This window comes from Halanaerobium sp. ST460_2HS_T2, from assembly GCF_003337665.1.
GTDB lineage: Bacteria > Bacillota > Halanaerobiia > Halanaerobiales > Halanaerobiaceae > Halanaerobium > Halanaerobium kushneri.
In genome coordinates, this window is sequence record NZ_QPJF01000007.1 from 41,633 (window position 1) to 59,546 (window position 17,914).

20 protein-coding genes and 1 riboswitch are annotated in these 17,914 nt (G+C 35.9%); of the genes, 2 read left to right on the plus strand and 18 right to left on the minus strand.

Annotation, left to right across the window (positions count from 1 at the left end; translation table 11 throughout):
• Position 1: 1 nt before the first annotated feature.
• From DFR80_RS04725 to DFR80_RS04805, 17 genes are all read right to left on the minus strand, one after another.
• Complete coding sequence (locus DFR80_RS04725; RefSeq protein ID WP_076544227.1) at positions 2-337, minus strand: sodium:proton antiporter; 336 nt, start codon at positions 335-337, stop codon at positions 2-4.
• Positions 337-1,032 (minus strand): hydrogen gas-evolving membrane-bound hydrogenase subunit E, encoded by a 696-nt coding sequence (mbhE, locus tag DFR80_RS04730; RefSeq protein ID WP_233493721.1) that lies wholly within the window; start codon positions 1,030-1,032, stop codon positions 337-339. The genes DFR80_RS04725 and mbhE overlap by 1 nt, the downstream gene beginning before the upstream one ends.
• 47 nt (positions 1,033-1,079) lie before the next feature.
• Positions 1,080-1,322 carry a hydrogenase subunit MbhD domain-containing protein gene (locus DFR80_RS04735; protein WP_076544225.1) on the minus strand — a complete coding sequence of 81 codons (243 nt, stop codon included), beginning with the start codon at positions 1,320-1,322 and terminating at the stop codon, positions 1,080-1,082.
• The gene (gene mnhG, locus DFR80_RS04740) at positions 1,322-1,663 is read right to left on the minus strand and encodes a monovalent cation/H(+) antiporter subunit G (RefSeq protein ID WP_076544224.1); all 342 of its coding nucleotides are present in this window, start codon (positions 1,661-1,663) and stop codon (positions 1,322-1,324) included. The genes DFR80_RS04735 and mnhG overlap by 1 nt, the downstream gene beginning before the upstream one ends.
• Positions 1,663-1,920, minus strand: coding sequence for a monovalent cation/H+ antiporter complex subunit F (locus tag DFR80_RS04745; RefSeq protein WP_076544223.1), 258 nt, complete (start codon positions 1,918-1,920; stop codon positions 1,663-1,665). The genes mnhG and DFR80_RS04745 overlap by 1 nt, the downstream gene beginning before the upstream one ends.
• The gene (locus tag DFR80_RS04750; protein ID WP_076544222.1) at positions 1,917-2,423 is read right to left on the minus strand and encodes a Na+/H+ antiporter subunit E; all 507 of its coding nucleotides are present in this window, start codon (positions 2,421-2,423) and stop codon (positions 1,917-1,919) included. Before DFR80_RS04750 ends, DFR80_RS04745 begins: the two co-directional genes overlap by 4 nt.
• A gap of 17 nt (positions 2,424-2,440) precedes the next feature.
• A complete protein-coding gene (locus DFR80_RS04755; protein ID WP_076544221.1) occupies positions 2,441-3,607 on the minus strand; it encodes an iron-containing alcohol dehydrogenase in 1,167 nt (388 codons plus the stop codon).
• Between the two features lie 148 nt (positions 3,608-3,755).
• Positions 3,756-4,790, minus strand: coding sequence for a glycerophosphodiester phosphodiesterase family protein (locus DFR80_RS04760; protein WP_369862605.1), 1,035 nt, complete (start codon positions 4,788-4,790; stop codon positions 3,756-3,758).
• Entirely contained in the window at positions 4,787-6,685 is a 1,899-nt protein-coding gene (locus DFR80_RS04765) for an LTA synthase family protein (RefSeq protein ID WP_233493724.1), read from the minus strand. The genes DFR80_RS04760 and DFR80_RS04765 overlap by 4 nt, the downstream gene beginning before the upstream one ends.
• A gap of 220 nt (positions 6,686-6,905) precedes the next feature.
• Positions 6,906-8,186, minus strand: a complete 1,281-nt coding sequence (larA, locus tag DFR80_RS04770) for a nickel-dependent lactate racemase (RefSeq protein WP_114489341.1) — start codon at positions 8,184-8,186, stop codon at positions 6,906-6,908.
• A gap of 266 nt (positions 8,187-8,452) precedes the next feature.
• A complete protein-coding gene (locus DFR80_RS04775) occupies positions 8,453-9,871 on the minus strand; it encodes an FAD-binding oxidoreductase (RefSeq protein ID WP_076544217.1) in 1,419 nt (472 codons plus the stop codon).
• The gene (locus DFR80_RS04780) at positions 9,871-10,869 is read right to left on the minus strand and encodes an electron transfer flavoprotein subunit alpha/FixB family protein (RefSeq protein ID WP_076544216.1); all 999 of its coding nucleotides are present in this window, start codon (positions 10,867-10,869) and stop codon (positions 9,871-9,873) included. The genes DFR80_RS04775 and DFR80_RS04780 overlap by 1 nt, the downstream gene beginning before the upstream one ends.
• A 13-nt stretch (positions 10,870-10,882) precedes the next feature.
• The gene (locus tag DFR80_RS04785; RefSeq protein WP_114489342.1) at positions 10,883-11,716 is read right to left on the minus strand and encodes an electron transfer flavoprotein subunit beta/FixA family protein; all 834 of its coding nucleotides are present in this window, start codon (positions 11,714-11,716) and stop codon (positions 10,883-10,885) included.
• Positions 11,717-11,869: 153 nt separating this feature from the next.
• Positions 11,870-12,712, minus strand: coding sequence for an L-lactate permease (locus DFR80_RS04790; protein ID WP_255417010.1), 843 nt, complete (start codon positions 12,710-12,712; stop codon positions 11,870-11,872).
• Positions 12,622-13,539, minus strand: a complete 918-nt coding sequence (locus DFR80_RS15440; RefSeq protein WP_114489344.1) for an L-lactate permease — start codon at positions 13,537-13,539, stop codon at positions 12,622-12,624. The genes DFR80_RS04790 and DFR80_RS15440 overlap by 91 nt, the downstream gene beginning before the upstream one ends.
• A 529-nt stretch (positions 13,540-14,068) precedes the next feature.
• Positions 14,069-14,779, minus strand: coding sequence for a FadR/GntR family transcriptional regulator (locus tag DFR80_RS04800; protein WP_076545560.1), 711 nt, complete (start codon positions 14,777-14,779; stop codon positions 14,069-14,071).
• Between the two features lie 18 nt (positions 14,780-14,797).
• On the minus strand, positions 14,798-15,616 hold the full coding sequence (locus DFR80_RS04805; protein WP_158537681.1) for an MBL fold metallo-hydrolase: 819 nt from the start codon (positions 15,614-15,616) through the stop codon (positions 14,798-14,800).
• Between the two features lie 150 nt (positions 15,617-15,766).
• Here DFR80_RS04805 and DFR80_RS04810 point away from each other — a divergent pair, with 150 nt between their 5' ends.
• Complete coding sequence (locus DFR80_RS04810; protein ID WP_076545562.1) at positions 15,767-16,882, plus strand: MBL fold metallo-hydrolase; 1,116 nt, start codon at positions 15,767-15,769, stop codon at positions 16,880-16,882.
• A 22-nt stretch (positions 16,883-16,904) separates the two neighbouring features.
• Positions 16,905-17,123 (plus strand): DUF3006 domain-containing protein, encoded by a 219-nt coding sequence (locus DFR80_RS04815; protein WP_076545563.1) that lies wholly within the window; start codon positions 16,905-16,907, stop codon positions 17,121-17,123.
• A gap of 73 nt (positions 17,124-17,196) precedes the next feature.
• On the opposite strand, the gene DFR80_RS04820 is transcribed toward DFR80_RS04815, so the two are convergent.
• Entirely contained in the window at positions 17,197-17,709 is a 513-nt protein-coding gene (locus tag DFR80_RS04820) for a hypothetical protein (protein ID WP_076545564.1), read from the minus strand.
• 11 nt (positions 17,710-17,720) lie between these two features.
• Positions 17,721-17,796: riboswitch (cyclic di-GMP riboswitch) on the minus strand.
• Positions 17,797-17,914 lie beyond the last annotated feature (118 nt).

Sequence of the window (17,914 nt, forward strand, 5' to 3'; positions counted from 1 at the left end):
ATCAGTCATTCAGCCCCTCTAATTGGTCTCTGTCTATTGTTCCACTAAATTTATTTAATTCTATTATTAAAGTTAAAAGCAGAGCCGCAGTACTGGCACCAATTACTATACCTGTTAAAGTTAAGGCCTGAGGCACAGGATCATTAAACTTTGTTACTTCTTCTCCCAATTTATGAATGGAAACTTTACCTCCGATATCAGAAAATGAAATAACCCAGAAGAAAACAGCTGCTTCCATTAAATTTAATCCAATTACATTTTTTATTAAATTAGTTTTGATAACCAGAGCATAAAAGCCAAGCATAAAGAGGATGATAAAAATTAAATTATTAAACATTAAAAATCCTCCTCAAAAGTTTTTTGAATCATACTGTAAAAAATAATAGCCAGTCCTGCCCCAACCTTAAAACCTACTCCAATGTTTATATAGGGAATACTACCTGCAGAAATTAAAGTCCCTGTTTCGGCAGTTAAAAAACCAAGGTTATGCAAAAATGCGCCCTCCAGAATAATTCCGGCCAAACCCAGTCCCAGAAAAATCATAGCTCCCCCTGTTTCCAGAGCGGTTTTAGTTTGCGGACTATAACGGCGATAATCAAAGGCACTACCATATACTATACTAAAAATAATAGAAATTGCCGCCAGTATTACTCCTCCCTGAAAACCTCCGCCAGGAGTAAGATGACCATGAGTAATAACATAAAGCCCAAAAAGTGCTATAAAAGGAGTCATAATCCCTAAAGTTCTTTTAACAATAAATGACAATCCCTTAGAAGAAACAGGAAGCATTTTGCGGGATAAAATAAGAACTATTCCACTAACTGCACCAAAAATAACAGTACTTTCCCCCAGAGAATCGAAAGCTCGATAATCATATAGTACAGCAGTAATTAAATTAAGTGAGCCAGTATCATTTAGTCCTGATTCAATAATATAACTGGAAAGCCCTTCATTTAATCCCTGGTACTCAGGCATTAGAGAAAAGTTTTGATAAAGTGCATAAGTTACACCAGCCAGAATAAATAAGCTCATTATTTTTTTTATTAGTTTATTCAAATTCACCACCCCCGGCTGTGTTTTCAGTCAGAATCTCCGTGTCTTATCTGACTGATTGCACTCATAAAAATTGCTGTATTCAAACCAGCACCAATTACAGCCTCTGCCAGAGCTACATCAGCAGCCTTATGCAAAAGATATAATGCTGTTAAAATCAGGGAGAAAATAGATAAAAAAATTATAGAAATCAATTCTTCATCAAAGCGAACAGCCATTAGAGCCGAAAAAACTAAAAAAATTACTAAAATAACTTCCAGTACAGCCATTAGTCATCTCTCCCTAAATAATCAGAATAGGCATCTATCTCATACTCCTTTGGTAAAGCAATCTGACGTTTATAAGAAGCCCGGGCGATTGCATGAGTTGCCATTGGATTAGAAAAAAGAAAAAAGATTCCGATTAGAACGATTTTCGCACTCAAAAAAAAGTTCCAGACATAAATTGCAGTCCCCATTGTCACCAGCACCGCAGAAATAGTCAGTACTACTGCTCCGGCATGAATTCGGGTATAGACATCAGGAAAACGAAGTAATCCAAGTACGGTTACCACAGCAAAAGCAGAACCGGTTCCCATTAAAAAATATGAGATTATTAATCTAATTGGCATTATCTATACAGCTCCCCGTGCTCAAAATATTTAGCATAAATCAGCATATCAATAAATAATAAGACTGCATAGGCAAGTACAATATCAACCAGAAGATAAATATCGTATTCAAGAGCAATCATCAGCATTACCAGAGACATAAAAATTCCTATTGTATCAGCACCAATTAACCTATCAGTAATGGTAGGACCAACTACCACCCGGTAGGATACAATGACCGAAAGTATGGTAAAAAAAATAGCAAGTCCAATAATCATCTAAAAATCACTCCCACCCAGCGCTCAAAACGGGCAATTATTTTCTTTTTTAATTCCGCCTCTTCCACTGTTTCTACATCAATCCAGTGGATGTAATAAGCTTTTTCGCTTCTGTCATAGTCGAGAGTTAATGTCCCTGGAGTCAGTGTAATGAGATTGGCCAGTAAACTCAGGCCTGTAATATCGGTAAGTTCAGTCTTAACTTTAACAATTCCAGGATTAAAGGAAGGATTTTTTTCAAAAACATGTTTAGAAACCTTTAAAGCAGCTGTTACTGCTTCATAAAAAAACACAGGAATAAATAATAAGATAAGTGCCAGCTTACGTAAATAGTGATACCAGGGAAGTCTACGGTGAACTTCCCTGAATAACATATCACTAAAAAAAAGGGTCACCAGAAGTGAAGCTGCACTGCCTATTATTAAAACATCAACACTTATTTTTCCTGCAAAGATAAACCAGACGATCAATAAAAAAACAAAGGCAGATATTTTCTGCAGCATTTAGGCACCTCCAGCCATTACTTTAATGCACTTTTATAAATATTTAAAACATCTTCTGTATCTAATTTAACAAAGTTACCGATTGGTCCATTTTCTGTTGCCTTTTCTGCCATTTCTTCGAGTCGATCAGCTGGAACATCAAGACCTTCCAGGGTAACCGGCATTCCAATTGACTTAAAGAATTCTCTGGTCTTTTTAATTCCCTGACGAGCAGTCCATTCCAGATCTTTAAAATCAGGATCTACATCCCAGACTCGAACCGCAAATTGAGCAAATCTTTCTAAATCATGCTGATACACATATTCCATCCAGGCCGGAAAAACAACTGCCAGGCCTGCACCATGGGCAACATCATAAATTCCACTCAATTCATGTTCAATTCCATGGGAAGACCAGTCTTCTTCTCTACCAGTGCCAAGCAAATTATTATGAGCAATTGTTCCTGTCCACATTACTTCAGCTCTGGCCGCATAATCCTCATTATTTTTCAGTACTTCTGGCACATTTTTAATAATAGTTTTTAAAGCTGATTCTGATAATCTATCTGTTAACTCAACATTCTCAGTGTTTGTAAAATATCTTTCCATTATATGAGCCATAATATCTACAGCTCCACAGGCTGTCTGATAATTTGGTAAAGTAAATGTTATTTCAGGATTCATAATTGCAAATTGAGGTCTGATTAAATCAGAGCCAATATCTCGTTTATACATTCCATCCATTTTTGTTACAACAGAAGCCCCACTGGATTCACTTCCAGCAGCAGGAATAGTCAGAACAACTCCAATTGGCAGAGCCTCAGTTATTTCAGCTTCTCTAGTAAAGAAGTCCCAGACATCACCATCATAAAAATAACCAACAGAAATTGCTTTAGCAGAGTCAATAACACTACCTCCACCAACTGCCAGGATAAAATCTACATTTTCTTCCCGGGCCAGCTTAATCCCTTCCTTAACCAGAGAAAGTTTTGGATTGGGTTCAACTCCACCCAGTTCTACATAGTCCACTCCTGCTTTTTTGAGTGATTCAACCACTTTATCATAGGTTCCATATTTTTTTATACTACCTCCACCATAATGCAGCAGCACCTTGGAACCATGTTCTGCCGTATATTGGCCCACTTCTTCTTCTGTATCCCGACCAAAAACTATTTTAGTTGTGTTTTGAAAAGTAAAATTCTGCATAATTTAACCCTCCTGATTTTTAAATAAATTCAAATTATTATTCACTAAACATATAATAAAATTAAGCTTGAAAATGTTTTCATTTTATAAATATCCAGTATTTAAATTATATCATAAACTTTTTGGATAATTCCATTAAATAGGGTAATTAATTATTTTTTTTTTGCTGATTGGAATCATCAGTACTTTTTTCCTCTTCCTCTTCGAGTATATTTTCTCCCAGTTCTCCCACACTTTCTCCAAATTCCTGCACCCTGTTATAAAAATCAGCCAGCATTTCAGGGCGATCAGTAATATAACCATCAGCACTAAACCAGGAAAAAATCTTCAGCTGCCAGGAACGATTAATTACATAAGGAAAAACAAATAACCCTTTTTTATGGGCAGCTCCGATATACCAGGGAAAACTGACATGTCCTTTGGGACCAATCCCAGCTGCTACTTCTTCTGTTATTTCCAGCCAGCCTCGCCAGCGTTTTGGAGAAACAAAATTTCTCCTGGTTAAAAGTATCCGTGGTGATTCCGGACGTAATTCTGAAAGCCGCTTTAAACTTGCTGGAGAAAAAGAAAGAAATAATATATAAGGTTTCTTTTCAGCAGTCTCATATATTTCTTTTTTCTGCAGCAGAGCGACAATTTCTTTTTCAATTTCTTCATAAAGATAAGGACTTTTTAATTCCAGAAAGAGTCCAACCCCTGTATTTACCGGATCAACAAAGTCTAAAACTTCAGCTAAAGTTAAAATAGTTAGTTGACTGTAGCTATCCCGGGCCCGTTCTGGATATTTGACATTGAACCAGGCACCATAATTCAATTTTTTCAATTCTGCCAGGGTAAAATTTTTAAGTTCATAATTTTTCTTGTCAGGAAAAACTTTTCTGGCATCTGTTAATCGAAGAAGATTTGTATCATGAAAAACAACAAGTTCGCCATCCTTGGTTCTCTGGACATCAAGTTCTATATAATCCACACCACTTTCCAAAGCTATTTTAACTGCCGGTAATGTAGATTCAGGCGCAGCATAAGAAGCACCCCGATGAGCTATCAGAACCGGATAATCAAAATTATAGTTTTCAATAATTTTTTTTCCCAGTTTTGATGGTCTAATTAAATAGTAGAATTCAAAATATATAAAAGCAAAGACTAAGATGATGGTTGAAATAATTATAAAGTATTTAATTATTCCACCTCCTTAAATATCTCACCCTGATTGATCATAAAAATACTGCGCATATAATCAATTATTTCTGTTATTTCATTTATTTTTGCCTCAGAAAATGTTATTTCTTTTTCCTGATTTTTTAAATGTCCCACTTTAATTATTTGATCCAATTCTTTTATATAAAGCTGCCCATCTTTAAGCAGATGTGGAGTTTCGTGTAAAAATAAAATTGGATTTTCCTCTTCTAAAAATAATGAACTGCCCACAAACTGATCGGGTAATTCCTGATATCCAAGCAAATCAAGTACAGTTGGGGCTATATCTGTGGTAGTACCTTCCCGCTTAATTATCCTATTTTTAATCTCTGGATGTTTAATAATCAGAGGAATATGATAAGGAACTTTTACATTCCGCCAGAGAGTAAAATCACTGTCTGATTCATATTCTATAGATTTAATTTCAGACTCATGATCAGCATAAATAACAAGCAGAGTATTCTTCATTATCCCGGCTTCTTTAAGTTTATTAACGAAGTTTTCAATTGCAGCATCTGTAAAATTAATTGATCTAAAATAATTCTGAACCAGGTTATTTTTTACTCCAGCAAATTCTTTAACAGCTGTTTTCGGATAAAAATTAAAAGGGGTATGACTGGTTAGTGAAATTAAATAAGCAAAAAATGGCTCCTCAGCTGCCGCTTTTTCTTTTATAATCTCTGCAGCCTGATTAAAATAATCATAATCATTGACTCCCAGTCCTCTTGCCTCAGGTACAGGGTAGATATTTTCTTCAAAATATCTCTGACTGTAAAAACGATCAAAGCCTAGATCTGGATAAGCTTCAGCCCGATTAAAAAAGTTACGATCATTATTGTGAAAAGCAAGAGTCTGATAATTTTTTTCCTTAAGCAGCAGTGGTAAAGACTGAAAAGCACTCAGATCAATATCTCTAAAAACATAACTGCGATTAACGGGATATAAAGAAGTAAGAGTTGATAAGTCCGCATCAAAACTACCGTTAACTTTCTGAGCATAGAAATTTTCAAAATAAAGACTCTGATCTTTAAGCTTATTTAAAAAAGGTGTTATCTGTTCTCCCTGTTTGCTGTAATCCAAAACCTTTGCATCAAGTGATTCCACCTGAATTAGAATTACATTTGTTTTGTCAGGAAGTTTTTGGATCCCACTGAGCTGTCTTTGCTTTTTATAATAAGGAATATTTTTAAGTTCCGGTCTTGGTTTTTCTTCCTCACGGGTTATATAACTGTAGGCCTCTATTGTATATAATGGTAAAATACCATAAACTGATGCTAAGTAGGAGCTGCCTGATCGGTAAAGTTCTGCCGGGCTCTTGCCACCCATTATATAACTGCCTGCAACTATCTGAACCAGTAATAGTAAAATAATAAGCGCAAAAGCAGTTGTGTTTTTGATGGGAATTTCTTTTAATGATAGTTTCCAAAAACCCCAGTCCTTAACTAGATTAAGATCCGGGAGAGAATTAAAGCCGGTAATACCAAGCAGCACAATATCAAGTATAAAAATAACATCCCAGTATTTAAAAATATGAGTAAATAAAACCTCATACATTGAAAATTGACCGGTTCCCTCTCCTGCAAAAATATCACTGATACTTAGAAAATTACCAAAATAACGGTTATACCAGTGGTTAGATAAAACAAAAATAGTAAAAATTATCAGCATCAAAAACAACCTCTGTCTTATCTTTTTAGAAATAAGCAGAGGCTCAACAAATTTTAAGTAAAATATGATAAAAAATAAATTTCTAATTATCAGCGCTGTCAGAGATGGTGCATAAAATATATGCAGCATCAAATAATTATATTTTAAAATAAAGGCCAGGAAAAGTATCAGCGAAAAAAAACGCAGTCGCTTTTCCACTTCAAATTTAAGCAAATAAGTTCCTCCTAATATAAAAAGCTATTGTTAGGATAATATAAACTCTTTTCGCTTTAATCATATCAGAAATTAAAGTTTATGAAAAGTAATTTCTTAACATCCGGGTCTCCCCGAAAAATTACCTTTTTAATGGTATAACCTCAAATTTGAGTAGGATCTTTCCTGGCCAGATTAAAATATTAAGTTTTAAAAATTAGTTTTGAAAAAATGGCTGAATCTAACTTCTAACAATTACTGAAACTCCATCTGGAATTACTGTAATTGAGGGATTTTCCTTTGCCAGCAGAGATTCAGCCTTCTTTACTGCCTGCTCCAGATCTTCAGCCCAATCCATCCCCATATCCCTGACAATATTCCTCTTTTCAGGATCTGTAACCATAATCACTTTAAATTTAAGCATTATTCTTGCTAAAATTTGAGTTTCCCACTGATCCGGAACTGTTTCCTTGCGGCCGCGGGCTAAAATATCATCCATAATCTGCTGCACACTATCTGCATCACGAAAAGTTCGGTAAAATTCTTCTCCTCCATGACCGTCAGAGCATTCTGCAGCAATGATAATAACTCCACCTTCTTTACAGCTAGCCTCAGCTGCTGTCATTCCCTTTACTGACTGGTAAATATTTTGATCAAGTGGATAACCCCCATTGGTAGTAATAACAATATCAGCTGGCTCTGCATCCACTCCAGCCAGGGAGTCCACAAATTTTGTTCCTTTAAGATGCGCTTTTTCGCGATGACCGGCAAAAGCATTGATCACCTTTTTTTCAGCATCAATAACAACATTTAAAATAAATTCCAGTCCGGCTGCTTCAGCTGCATAGAGCATATCCCTGTGCATTGGATTGCCCTCTAAATTACCAGTTCTGGCATATTCACTGTCAATAAATTCTGCACAATGATTGGCTAAAACAGTAGTTTTGCTGGCCACTCCAGGCAGTACACTCTTACGTCCACCAGAAAATCCAGCAAAAAAGTGGGGCTCAATAAAACCTTCTGCCACTAAAAGATCAGCCTCAACTGCTGTTTTATTTAAAAGCATATCCCCCCCCGAAGGCAGCTTACCCAGATTGACCATCTGATCTTCATCACGGCTATCATGCATTTCAATATTAACACTCTCAACTATTGCATCACCATATTTATCTCTCAGCTCCTCATCAGTTGAAGCCCGGTGAAAACCAGTTGCCACTAAAATTGTAATTCTGGCTTCAGGAGCAGTTTTTCTAATTTCTTCTAAAATTATAGGCATTGTAATATGGCTGGGAACAGGACGGGTGTGATCGCTCGAGATAATTACAATATCCTTCTTACCCCGGGCCAGCTCCGAAAGCCTTTTGCTTGCAATAGGATTAGCCATCGCCTCTTTTACAATCTCAGTTTCCGATTTATCTGCCTCAAATTTATGAGCCTGAGATAGTAAAACACCCTTGAGTCTATCTTCCTCTACTTCTAACGCTAACTCCTCTCTTCCAAAAGGAAATTTAATCTGCTTCATTATAAAAGTCACTTCCTTAATAAATTGTAGTTTCAACAATATTTAATTTAGAATTGCTTCTAACAAAAAGTTCATATTGACTGAATAGCAAATTTTTTGAAAAGAATCTTAGCAAATAAAAGTTAAAAATATGGTTGAACAACACGAGGTTGTAAACTGGTCAAGTGAGAGGATGTCCCATAGGCCAGCTAGCCTTATTTTTAACTTTTATGAGCTTTAGATGATTCAAAAATTTGCACTGAAGATCAAGATGTTCTTTTTGTAAACTACTCTAGATCAAAAATCTTACCCGGATTCATAATATTATTTGGGTCAAAAGCTTTTTTAATGCCCCGCATTAAATTAAGTTCGGCCGGACTCATCATCATTTCCATATACTTTTTACGCTTGGAACCAATACCATGCTCACCACTTAAAGTACCACCAAGCTCTTTGGTTGCCTGATATAAATCTGCCAGCGCCTCTTCTTCAATCTCAAACCACTCTTCCATTGAATGATCAGGATTTTTAACTAAAGTAGCATGCAGATTACCGTCACCAGCATGACCATAACAGGGAACCTTAATCTCATATTTTTCACTGATATCATCTAAATAAGGCATCAGTTTAGGAATATTAGCAGTTGGAACTACAATATCTTCTAAACTCTGATGTGGACTTACAACTTTAAAGGCCTCAGCAATATTTCGGCGCACACTCCAGATCCGCTCTCTGGTTGTATGATTATCTGCTACATAAACCTCGATCGCATCATTGTCCAGACAGAGTTCTCCAATGGTTTCGCTATCGGCATTAACTATATCCTCTTTATTGCCATCAACCTCTATTAAAAGCATAGCACCTGCTTCCTGATAAGGAAGGTGTTCATTTAAGTATTCACAGGAAGTTTTAACAGAAAGTTTATCCATAAATTCAATACTGGTTGGGATTATCCTTCCTTCTGTCATAATCTTTGGTACTGTAGAAATAGCAGTAGCCTCATCTTTAAAGAGAGCTAAAAGTCCTACTCTCTGAGTTGGTTTAGGTAAGAGTTTAATAATAGCTTTAGTAACTATACCTAAGGTACCTTCAGAACCAACAATTAGCTGTTTTAGATCATAACCAGTTACATCTTTAACCCGCTTACCTCCCAGCTGCACAATCTCGCCAGTTGGAGTCACAACTTCCAGTCCCATCACATAGCGGCCGGTAACACCATATTTTACAGCCTTACCGCCACCGGCGTTTTCTGCAATATTACCACCAAGATAACAGGTTTCTACACTCATTGGATAACCAGCAAAGAAAAGCCCGCTCTCTTCTAACATTTCGTTTACATTATTGGTAATTACTCCCGGCTCTAAGACCATCATTAAATTATCATAATCAATCTCTACAACCTCATCCATATTTTCTACGGAAATTACGATTCCTCCATGCTCAGGTATTGCACCACCAGAGAGTCCGCTGCGAGCTCCTGAAGGGGTTACCGGAATCAGCTCTCTATTGGCCAGTTTCATAACCGCTGCTATTTCTTCAGCTGTATTTGGAGTTAAAACAACCTCTGGCATGTGTGCATACTGTTCTGCCGGTATTTCATCATGAGAATAAGCTTCTATTTTTTCTTCATCTGTCATTACATTTTTATCACCAACAATTTCTCTTAATTCTGCTAAAATTTCCTCAGTTACAGGATTATATTTCATTATTTTACCTCCTCAGCCAGCTGCTTATTCAGTTCAGGTACAATTTCAAATAAATCGCCTACTATGCCAAAATCTGATACTTTAAATATATCTGCATCGGGATCTTCGTTAATTGCAATTATGTTTTCAGAAGTTTTCATTCCTGCCAGATGCTGAATGGCACCGGAAATACCAACTGCAAAGTAAAGTTTAGGGGTAACTGTTTTACCACTTAAACCTACCTGATAGGGATAGGAAATCCAGTCCCGGTCAACTGCATCCCTCGAAGCTCCAACTGCTCCCTCAAAATAACCAGCAAGCTCTCTGATCAGAGCAAAGTTTTCACCTTTTTTGAGTCCCTTTCCGCCAGCTGCTACTACATCTGCATCCTGAATATTGACTGCATCTTCTTCATTTTTGCGGAAACCAAGTTTTTTAACCCGGCCATCTAAAAGTGAACTATCAAATTTAAGATGCACTATCTCACCTGTACGGCTTTCATCTTTTTCAGCTGCTTTGGTAGAATGTGGTCTGACTGTTGCCATCTGCGGTCTGTGATTTGGAGTTTTAATTGTAGCCAAAATATTACCACCAATTGCCGGTCTGGTCTGCAGAAGGTTGCCTGTATCCTCTTCAATATCCAATTCTGTACAGTCAGCTGTTAGGCCGGCATCGGTCTTAATAGCTATGTAAGGCATAACTGTTCTTCCCATTGTTGTGGCTGCTGCCAGAATAATTTCTGGTTTGTATTCCTCAATTAAATCCTCTATTACATTACTGTAGTTTTCAACTATAAAATCTTTTAGAGCAGGAGCGTTCATTAATAATACCTTATCTGCTCCACTCTTTATCAATTCTTCTGCCTGTTGATCTGTAATTCCATCACCAATTACTAATGAAACCAGCTCTTCGTCCAATTTATCTGCTAATTTGCGCCCTCTGCTCAATAACTCAAAGGAAACTTCTTTAATCTCACCATCACGTGCTTCTCCCAGTGTCCATACACCATTATAGTCCATTTATATTACCTCCCTATACTAATTCTTTTGCTTTTAAGTAGTCGATTAACTGAGAAACTGCCTCTTCTACATTACCGTCTTCTCTGACATCAAGAATTGTTCCAACCCTGGTCACCTTGGGATGGTCAATATTAACCACTCTGGTTGGCGAACCCTGCAGTCCGAGAAATTCCTTGTTCATATCAAGATTTTCTAAATTCCACTGGGGAATTTCAACCTGACGTGAGCGCTGTTTTCCTCTTAAAGTAGGTAGGCGCGGGAAGGAAATTTCCTTGACAACTGTCAGTAAAGCAGGCAGCGGCAGTTCTAATTTTTCATAACCATCTTCTACCATTCTCTCAACTATGATTGAATCCTGTTTAACTGTTGTGTAATCAACTTCTTCGTCAATCAAATTAACATCTACTACTTTTGAAGTATAGGTTGAAAGGGTAAGATCAAGCCAGGATGCAATACCAGGGCCAACCTGTCCTGTATCACCATCAGTAGCTCTTTCTCCTGCTAAAATTAAATCAACATCTTCAATTTCTTTGATAGCTTCCGCTAAAGCATAAGAGGTGGCCCAGGTATCTGAACCGGCAAATTCTCTTCCGGAAAGTAAAATACCATCATCACAACCCATGGCTATTGCCTCTTTTAATGCTTTATCAGCACTTGGAGGGCCCATTGTAATCACCGTAATCTTACCACCATATTCTTCTTTTAACTGAATACCTGTTTCAATCGCATAAAGATCAAGTGGATTAATAATACTTTCTACCCCGTCACGCTTCATTGTACCTGTCTCTTCGTCCATTTTTACATTACTTGTTTCTGGAACCTGTTTAATCGGAATAACTATATTCAATTTCTTTACCTCCCTGTAAAAATTCTTTTGGTTTGATGGTCAGACCATTAAAGTCATAATATTATAATTCTCTATTATTTCTAAATTTCCTGCAAAAAAATTTAAGTCATCACACTGCTGAGGTCATAATTATCCCTCAGCAGTGCTTTAAAGTTAAAATATACCTGGCATAAAAAATATTGTTATTATCCAGGCCAGGGCTCCAGCGGCTAAACCATAAAAAAGCGAAACCGCTAAGTTCTTGCGAATTATTAACCCTTCTTTACCAACCAGACCAACTGTAGTCGCTGCCGCCACAACATTATGGATACAGATCATATTACCTGCCGCTCCCCCCAGTGCCTGAAGTGCAAGTGTTGGAGTAACAGCTGTACCTGAAGCTACTGCAGTTCCATACTGAAAAGGACCAAACATAATATCGGAAGTAGTATTACTGCCAGAGATAAAGGCTCCTAAAATACCAACTAGTGGAGCCACTAAATACCAAATTGAGCCCAGAGTTGCTGCTGCAAATTCGGCCATAACAAGCAGCATCGAGTCTTCTCCTGTTGCTCCACCGGAATTCATCATAATATAAACCATTCCCAGAGCAAAGAATAGAGCAATTGCAGCTGGCTGAATCATCTTAAAGGTTTCTTTCCAGGCTTCTTTTGTTTTGCTACTGTCCAGACCGTGTAAAGCAGGAATTAATAAGGCAACAAAAATAAAGGGAAATACACCCGGATTATAAAAAGGAGTTATCACTTTACCAATACCTGTGCCAAAAATATTTGTCCAGCCAACTGTCCAGCTTTTTAATAATGGAGTTAAATTAAAAATTTCCAGACGTCCTACCAGTAAAATTAATCCAATTAAAGCATATGGTAACCAGGCTTTAAAAGTACCAACCTGTTTTTGAGCAGCATCTACATCCCGTTCTCCAGCTTTAATTTCACCTTCCCAGCTCTCATCCCACTGATCATGAGCAGGAAAATCCCACTTTTTGTCCGGTACCAGAAAACCTCTTGAGACTGCAAAATAAAGACAGGTAGTGCAATTAATGATCCCAGTAAAGATGGAAGTTCTGGTCCAACAAAATAGGCTATTGAAAATTGACAAATTGTGAAAATAAAACCACCAAATAATGCCAGCGGCAATACTTCTAAACCTTTTTTAAAAGACCCATCTACAATTCTGGTCATTAATAAAACAATAATCAACGGAATAAATGAACCAACTAAAAAATGTAAGAGGGCAGAAAAAGCACCGATATTGTGTAAAAATTGACTAAATTCGATACTTACTCCCATTGATTGGATTGGAAACTCAATTAAGTTTTCTAAAGCAGCAAAGCCACCCCAAATAGGTACTCCTACAGCACCAAAAGTTACAGCTGTACTATCTGCAATCAGAGCAGAAGTTGCTGCAATCAAAGGTGGAAAACCCATACCTACTAATAGTGGAGCCGCAACTGCGGCAGGTGTCCCAAAACCTGCTGCTCCTTCAAAAAATGATCCCATTAACCAGGCAATAATAATTACCTGAACTCTTCTATCGACTGAAATTGAAGTCATAGAATGAGAAATGCCATATACTCCTCCGCTTTTTTTCATTAGCTGTAAAATAAGTAAAGCTCCAAATACTATTAGTAAAATACTAAGGGCATTGATTACTCCTCCAATTGTGGCTGCAGATAACCATTTAACCGGCATTCCCCAACCTATACCGGCTATAATTAAAGCACTAAGCCAGCCAAAAGGCATCGCCTTACTTGCAGGCCACATGTAACCAATCATTAAAACTCCAACAATAATAATAGGTAAAGCAGCTAAAAGCGCTAACATAAATTCCTCCTTATATAATTGTCTTTATATAATTTTCAGTTTTAATTTCGGAGAAACTTTCTAATAAAATTTTTCTGCTATCTTAATTTTCTTCACCCCCGTATTATGCAATATTGTTTGATGGTCAGACCATCAGTACTCTATTATATTATTTCACCACAAAATCCATTATACCTGCCTACATTTCGGACTTTTTCCAATTGTCTGATAAATAAAAAATTCACAAATTTGTGATTGCCTATCTCCCAAAGATTGTCTTCTGTTAGTTTCTCAAAAAATTTGAAATACCTATCTAAAGTAATAAAATGGCCAGATAAACAAGTATTAAAGATTTAATTATCTTTAATTGACTCTCTACTAAATATAAAGCTTAAAAAAATAAAAAATTATTCTAAAAATTATTAAAACTGCCCAATTAAATTTATATTTTCACATTTAAATCAAAAAATCCGCCTTTACAGGCGAATTTTTAAGAAATATTCTATTTTAAATAATTTCAAATATATTTCTGGCTTAATCCATTCCCTTTTTATCCTTCAATTTCCTTATTTATCAATTTTTCTACATAATCTAAATGATTTTTCATTTCAACAGCAGCCTGCTCAGAATTATGTTCTTTTAAAGCTTTAAAGATTTTTTGATGCTGTACAGCAAAGTCGGCCATTGTTTCTTCTTTTGAAACCAGCTTTGTTCTGGTATTTTTAATATGAAAATCCATTGCCTCCGAAATTGAGCGCATAAAAAATAATAATACTTTATTACCGCTGGCCCTGGCGATGGTATAATGGAACATCTTATCTGCTTTTATGCTTTCTTCCTCATAACCTGAACTGGAGAGAAGATCCTCAATATAGGACTGCATTTCTTTAATCTCAGCTTCAGTTGCCCGTTCTGCCGCCAACTTAACACAGTCAATCTCCAGTACCCTTCTTAATTCCAGCAGTTCTTCGGCAACATTATCATTTAAAAGTAAGATAAGAGAAAGCGGATTAAAAATATCTTCATCAAAACTGTCTCGAATGAATGTACCTTCTCCCGGACGACTTTCGATCAAACCAATCATTTCCAGAGCACTAAAAGCCTCCCTGATTGAAGCTCTGCTGACTCCAAGCTGTTTTTTTAACTCCCGCTCTGAGGGGAGTTTATCTCCTCTCTGAAGTTCCCCTTCATAAATCATCTGCCTGATCTGTTCAATAACCTGTTCGTAAACTTTATTATTTTTGATCTGTTTAAATTCCATTATCTTGCCTCCAGAAAATTAAAATTCAAATCTATCACCAACTGAAGCCAGCCTGACTCTGTCTCCAAATGCTCCTTTAAATTTTACAGCTGCCACACGCCCAGTACAGTGCATTGGTGCCAGCAGCTCAAAATTAATTTCTTCAAAATAGTCAATTAAATCTTCCAACTCTTTGCTGGTAGCACGTTTAAGGTGCATTCCACCTAAAATTGCAGCAATTTTTCTATCTCCAACTTCAGCTTTAATTTCATTAATTATATTTTTTACCCCTTTATGGCTGCAGCCCAGCAGAATCACAATTCCACTCTCAGTCTCGATATATAAAGAAGTGTCATCATTAAAATGGTCAATAATTTCTTTCCCCTCTTTTTTAACTATGTATCTGGGGTTAATATATGTTTCCCGACGAGCCGAAATTTCACCTGTATTGTAAATTCCCGCTGCTGCAGTAATTGCAGTCTCAGCTGCCTCAAAGTTATTAATTTCAGATTTTTTAAGCTCTGTCCCGATAAATTCGAGCCCTCTTTCAGTATTTTTATATTTTGGCAGAAAAATATCACTGTGAGCAAATACCCTGACTTCAGGATTAATCTGCAGCAGTTTTTTTAAGCCCCCTGTATGATCATCATGACCGTGACTTAAAAAGACTGTATCAATACTTGCTAGATCTATCCCCAACTTTTCTGCATTTGAAAATAAAACCTCTCCCTGGCCCGTATCAAAAAGATATTTCTGTCCCTTATACTTAAAATAAAAGGAAAGTCCATGTTCAGCCAGTAGCTTTCTTTTTTCAACATTATTTTCTGCTAGAATAATAATTTCTAATTTTTGGCTCACTTTTATCCCCTCAATTTAAACTATAAAATTTACTTATTATAAGTATACATTGCTTATCCAGCTTTTTCAATTGAGAAAAAAGGATTATTAGTTAAAATCTAGAAATTATAAATTAGTTAAATTAATATTTTACAGAGAAAGGATACGGATATGCTTAATTTTAATCTTAGCAAAAAGAAAACAATTCTGCTGTTTTTAATTATATTATTTTGTATATTATTCACTCTTAATACCACAGCTCAAAATTTAAAAATTCATTTTATTGATGTAGGTCAGGGAGATTCAATTTTAATTGAAGAAGCAGGAGGACAGAATATACTGATTGATGGTGGTGACCGGACAGATAGTATAACTGCCAGGATTATTAGCTATCTAAAGGAACAGAAAGTTAAAAAACTGGATTATATTATTAGTACCCATCCCCATGCTGATCATATAGGGGGGCTGGTTGATATAATTAACAGCTTTGAAGTGAAAACTGTACTGGACAGCGGTAAAATACATACATCTCAAACTTATGAGAACTATCTGCTCAAAATCGATCAGGAGAATATTAATTTTAAAACACCCCGACGTGGGGATCAATTTGAAATTGGTGAAAGTAAAATTACATTTCTTCATCCTGAGGAATCATTAGAGAATTATAGTTTAAATAATTCCTCGCTGGTCTTTGTACTTGAATATGATACCCAGAAATTCTTATTTACTGGAGATATAGAAAAAAAAGTTGAAAATAAACTGCTGTCTGAATATCCTGAACTTCAGGTGAATTTGATCAAGGTACCTCATCATGGAAGTAAAACTTCCGGTTTAAAAAGCTGGATTAACAGTTTAGAACCTGAACTGGCAGTTATTCAGGTAGGGGCTGATAATCATTATGATCATCCAGCAGCAGAGATTGTGGAACTTTATCAAAAATTAGGAGCCCGGGTTTACAGAAACGACTTAAATGGTAATATTGTAGTTACAGCTGATGGAAACAATTATACAGTCAAAGTTGATCAAATTACTGATCTAAAAAATAGCAAAACTTATTCCGAAACTAAATCAGCTGCTGCTGAGAAATATAACAGTTTAATTAATATTAATACAGCCAGCGAAACTAGTTTAGACAGGCTCTGGGGTATTGGACCGGCAACAGCCGCAAAGATAATCAGTTATCGAGAAAAGAATGGCTATTTTAAAAAAATTGAAGAAATTAAAGAAGTCGATGGTATTGGTGAAGAAAAATTTAAACACTGGCAGAACAAAATTACTGTAAATTAAAAAATAAAGAAAGGATGATTTGATGAAGGTAACTGTTGATAAAATTGAAGCAGAAAAAGCAAGATTATTGATTCGCCCGGAAGAAAAGTTAGACTTTTATCTTCCCTTAAGTGAGCTACCAGAAGGAACTGAGGAAGGAAGTATTTTAAATATTGAATTTGAACTCAACAAAAATGAAAAAAAGGCTGCCCAAAAAAGAGTAGGCAACCTTTTAAACAAACTGAAAAACAAAAATAATTGATTTAATATAATACCTCCAGGTAGAAAGTCTAACTAAAAGAACTATCTACCTGAAGGTATTTTGATTACTTATTTTAGTATAAAACAGGAGTAATACTGTGTCTTAAATCAAGTTCCAAATTATTAACTGAAGCTCTATAATCAGGATCTAAAATAAACTTTAAATCAAAACTTATCTGTCTGACACCTTTTTCTCCTCTAAATTTAGCTGTGGTTGAATTCAATTTTTGCCACTCAAAATCACTTTGATCAGCTTTTTTTATCATAACAGTGGTATTTAAATTTCTATTATTTAACCGGAGATACCAATCAGCATTACTTAGAATTTCAATACTTAATCCATCTTCGATAATGATTTCTCTACTTCCACTGTAATTTGCCATCAAAAAAGTATAGTCGATATCAGCTTTATCAACTACTTCTACTCTCTGAAAAACCGGAATCCTGGCTTCAGTCTGAACACTTCGTTCAATTAAATTCTTCTTTTTAGCAGCAGCTTCAACATAATCAGTAGTAAGAAAAAAATTCAGAAATAAAATCATAAACATTAAACTAATTCCACTTATCACTCGAAATTTAAGCTTCATTTTATCCTCCTTTTAGCAGCCGGCTATCTCAAATTGAGATCCTCAGCTTTGTGTCCTTACCTCACGATAAGTTTACCTTTATTAAAAAGAGTTTCTAACTCTTTATTAACCTTAATTATATCAAGATTAGTAAATTTTTGTCAAGTTATAATTTCTGACAGCAATCTTATATAGTTATAAAATTTAAAAGTGGCAGATTAGAATC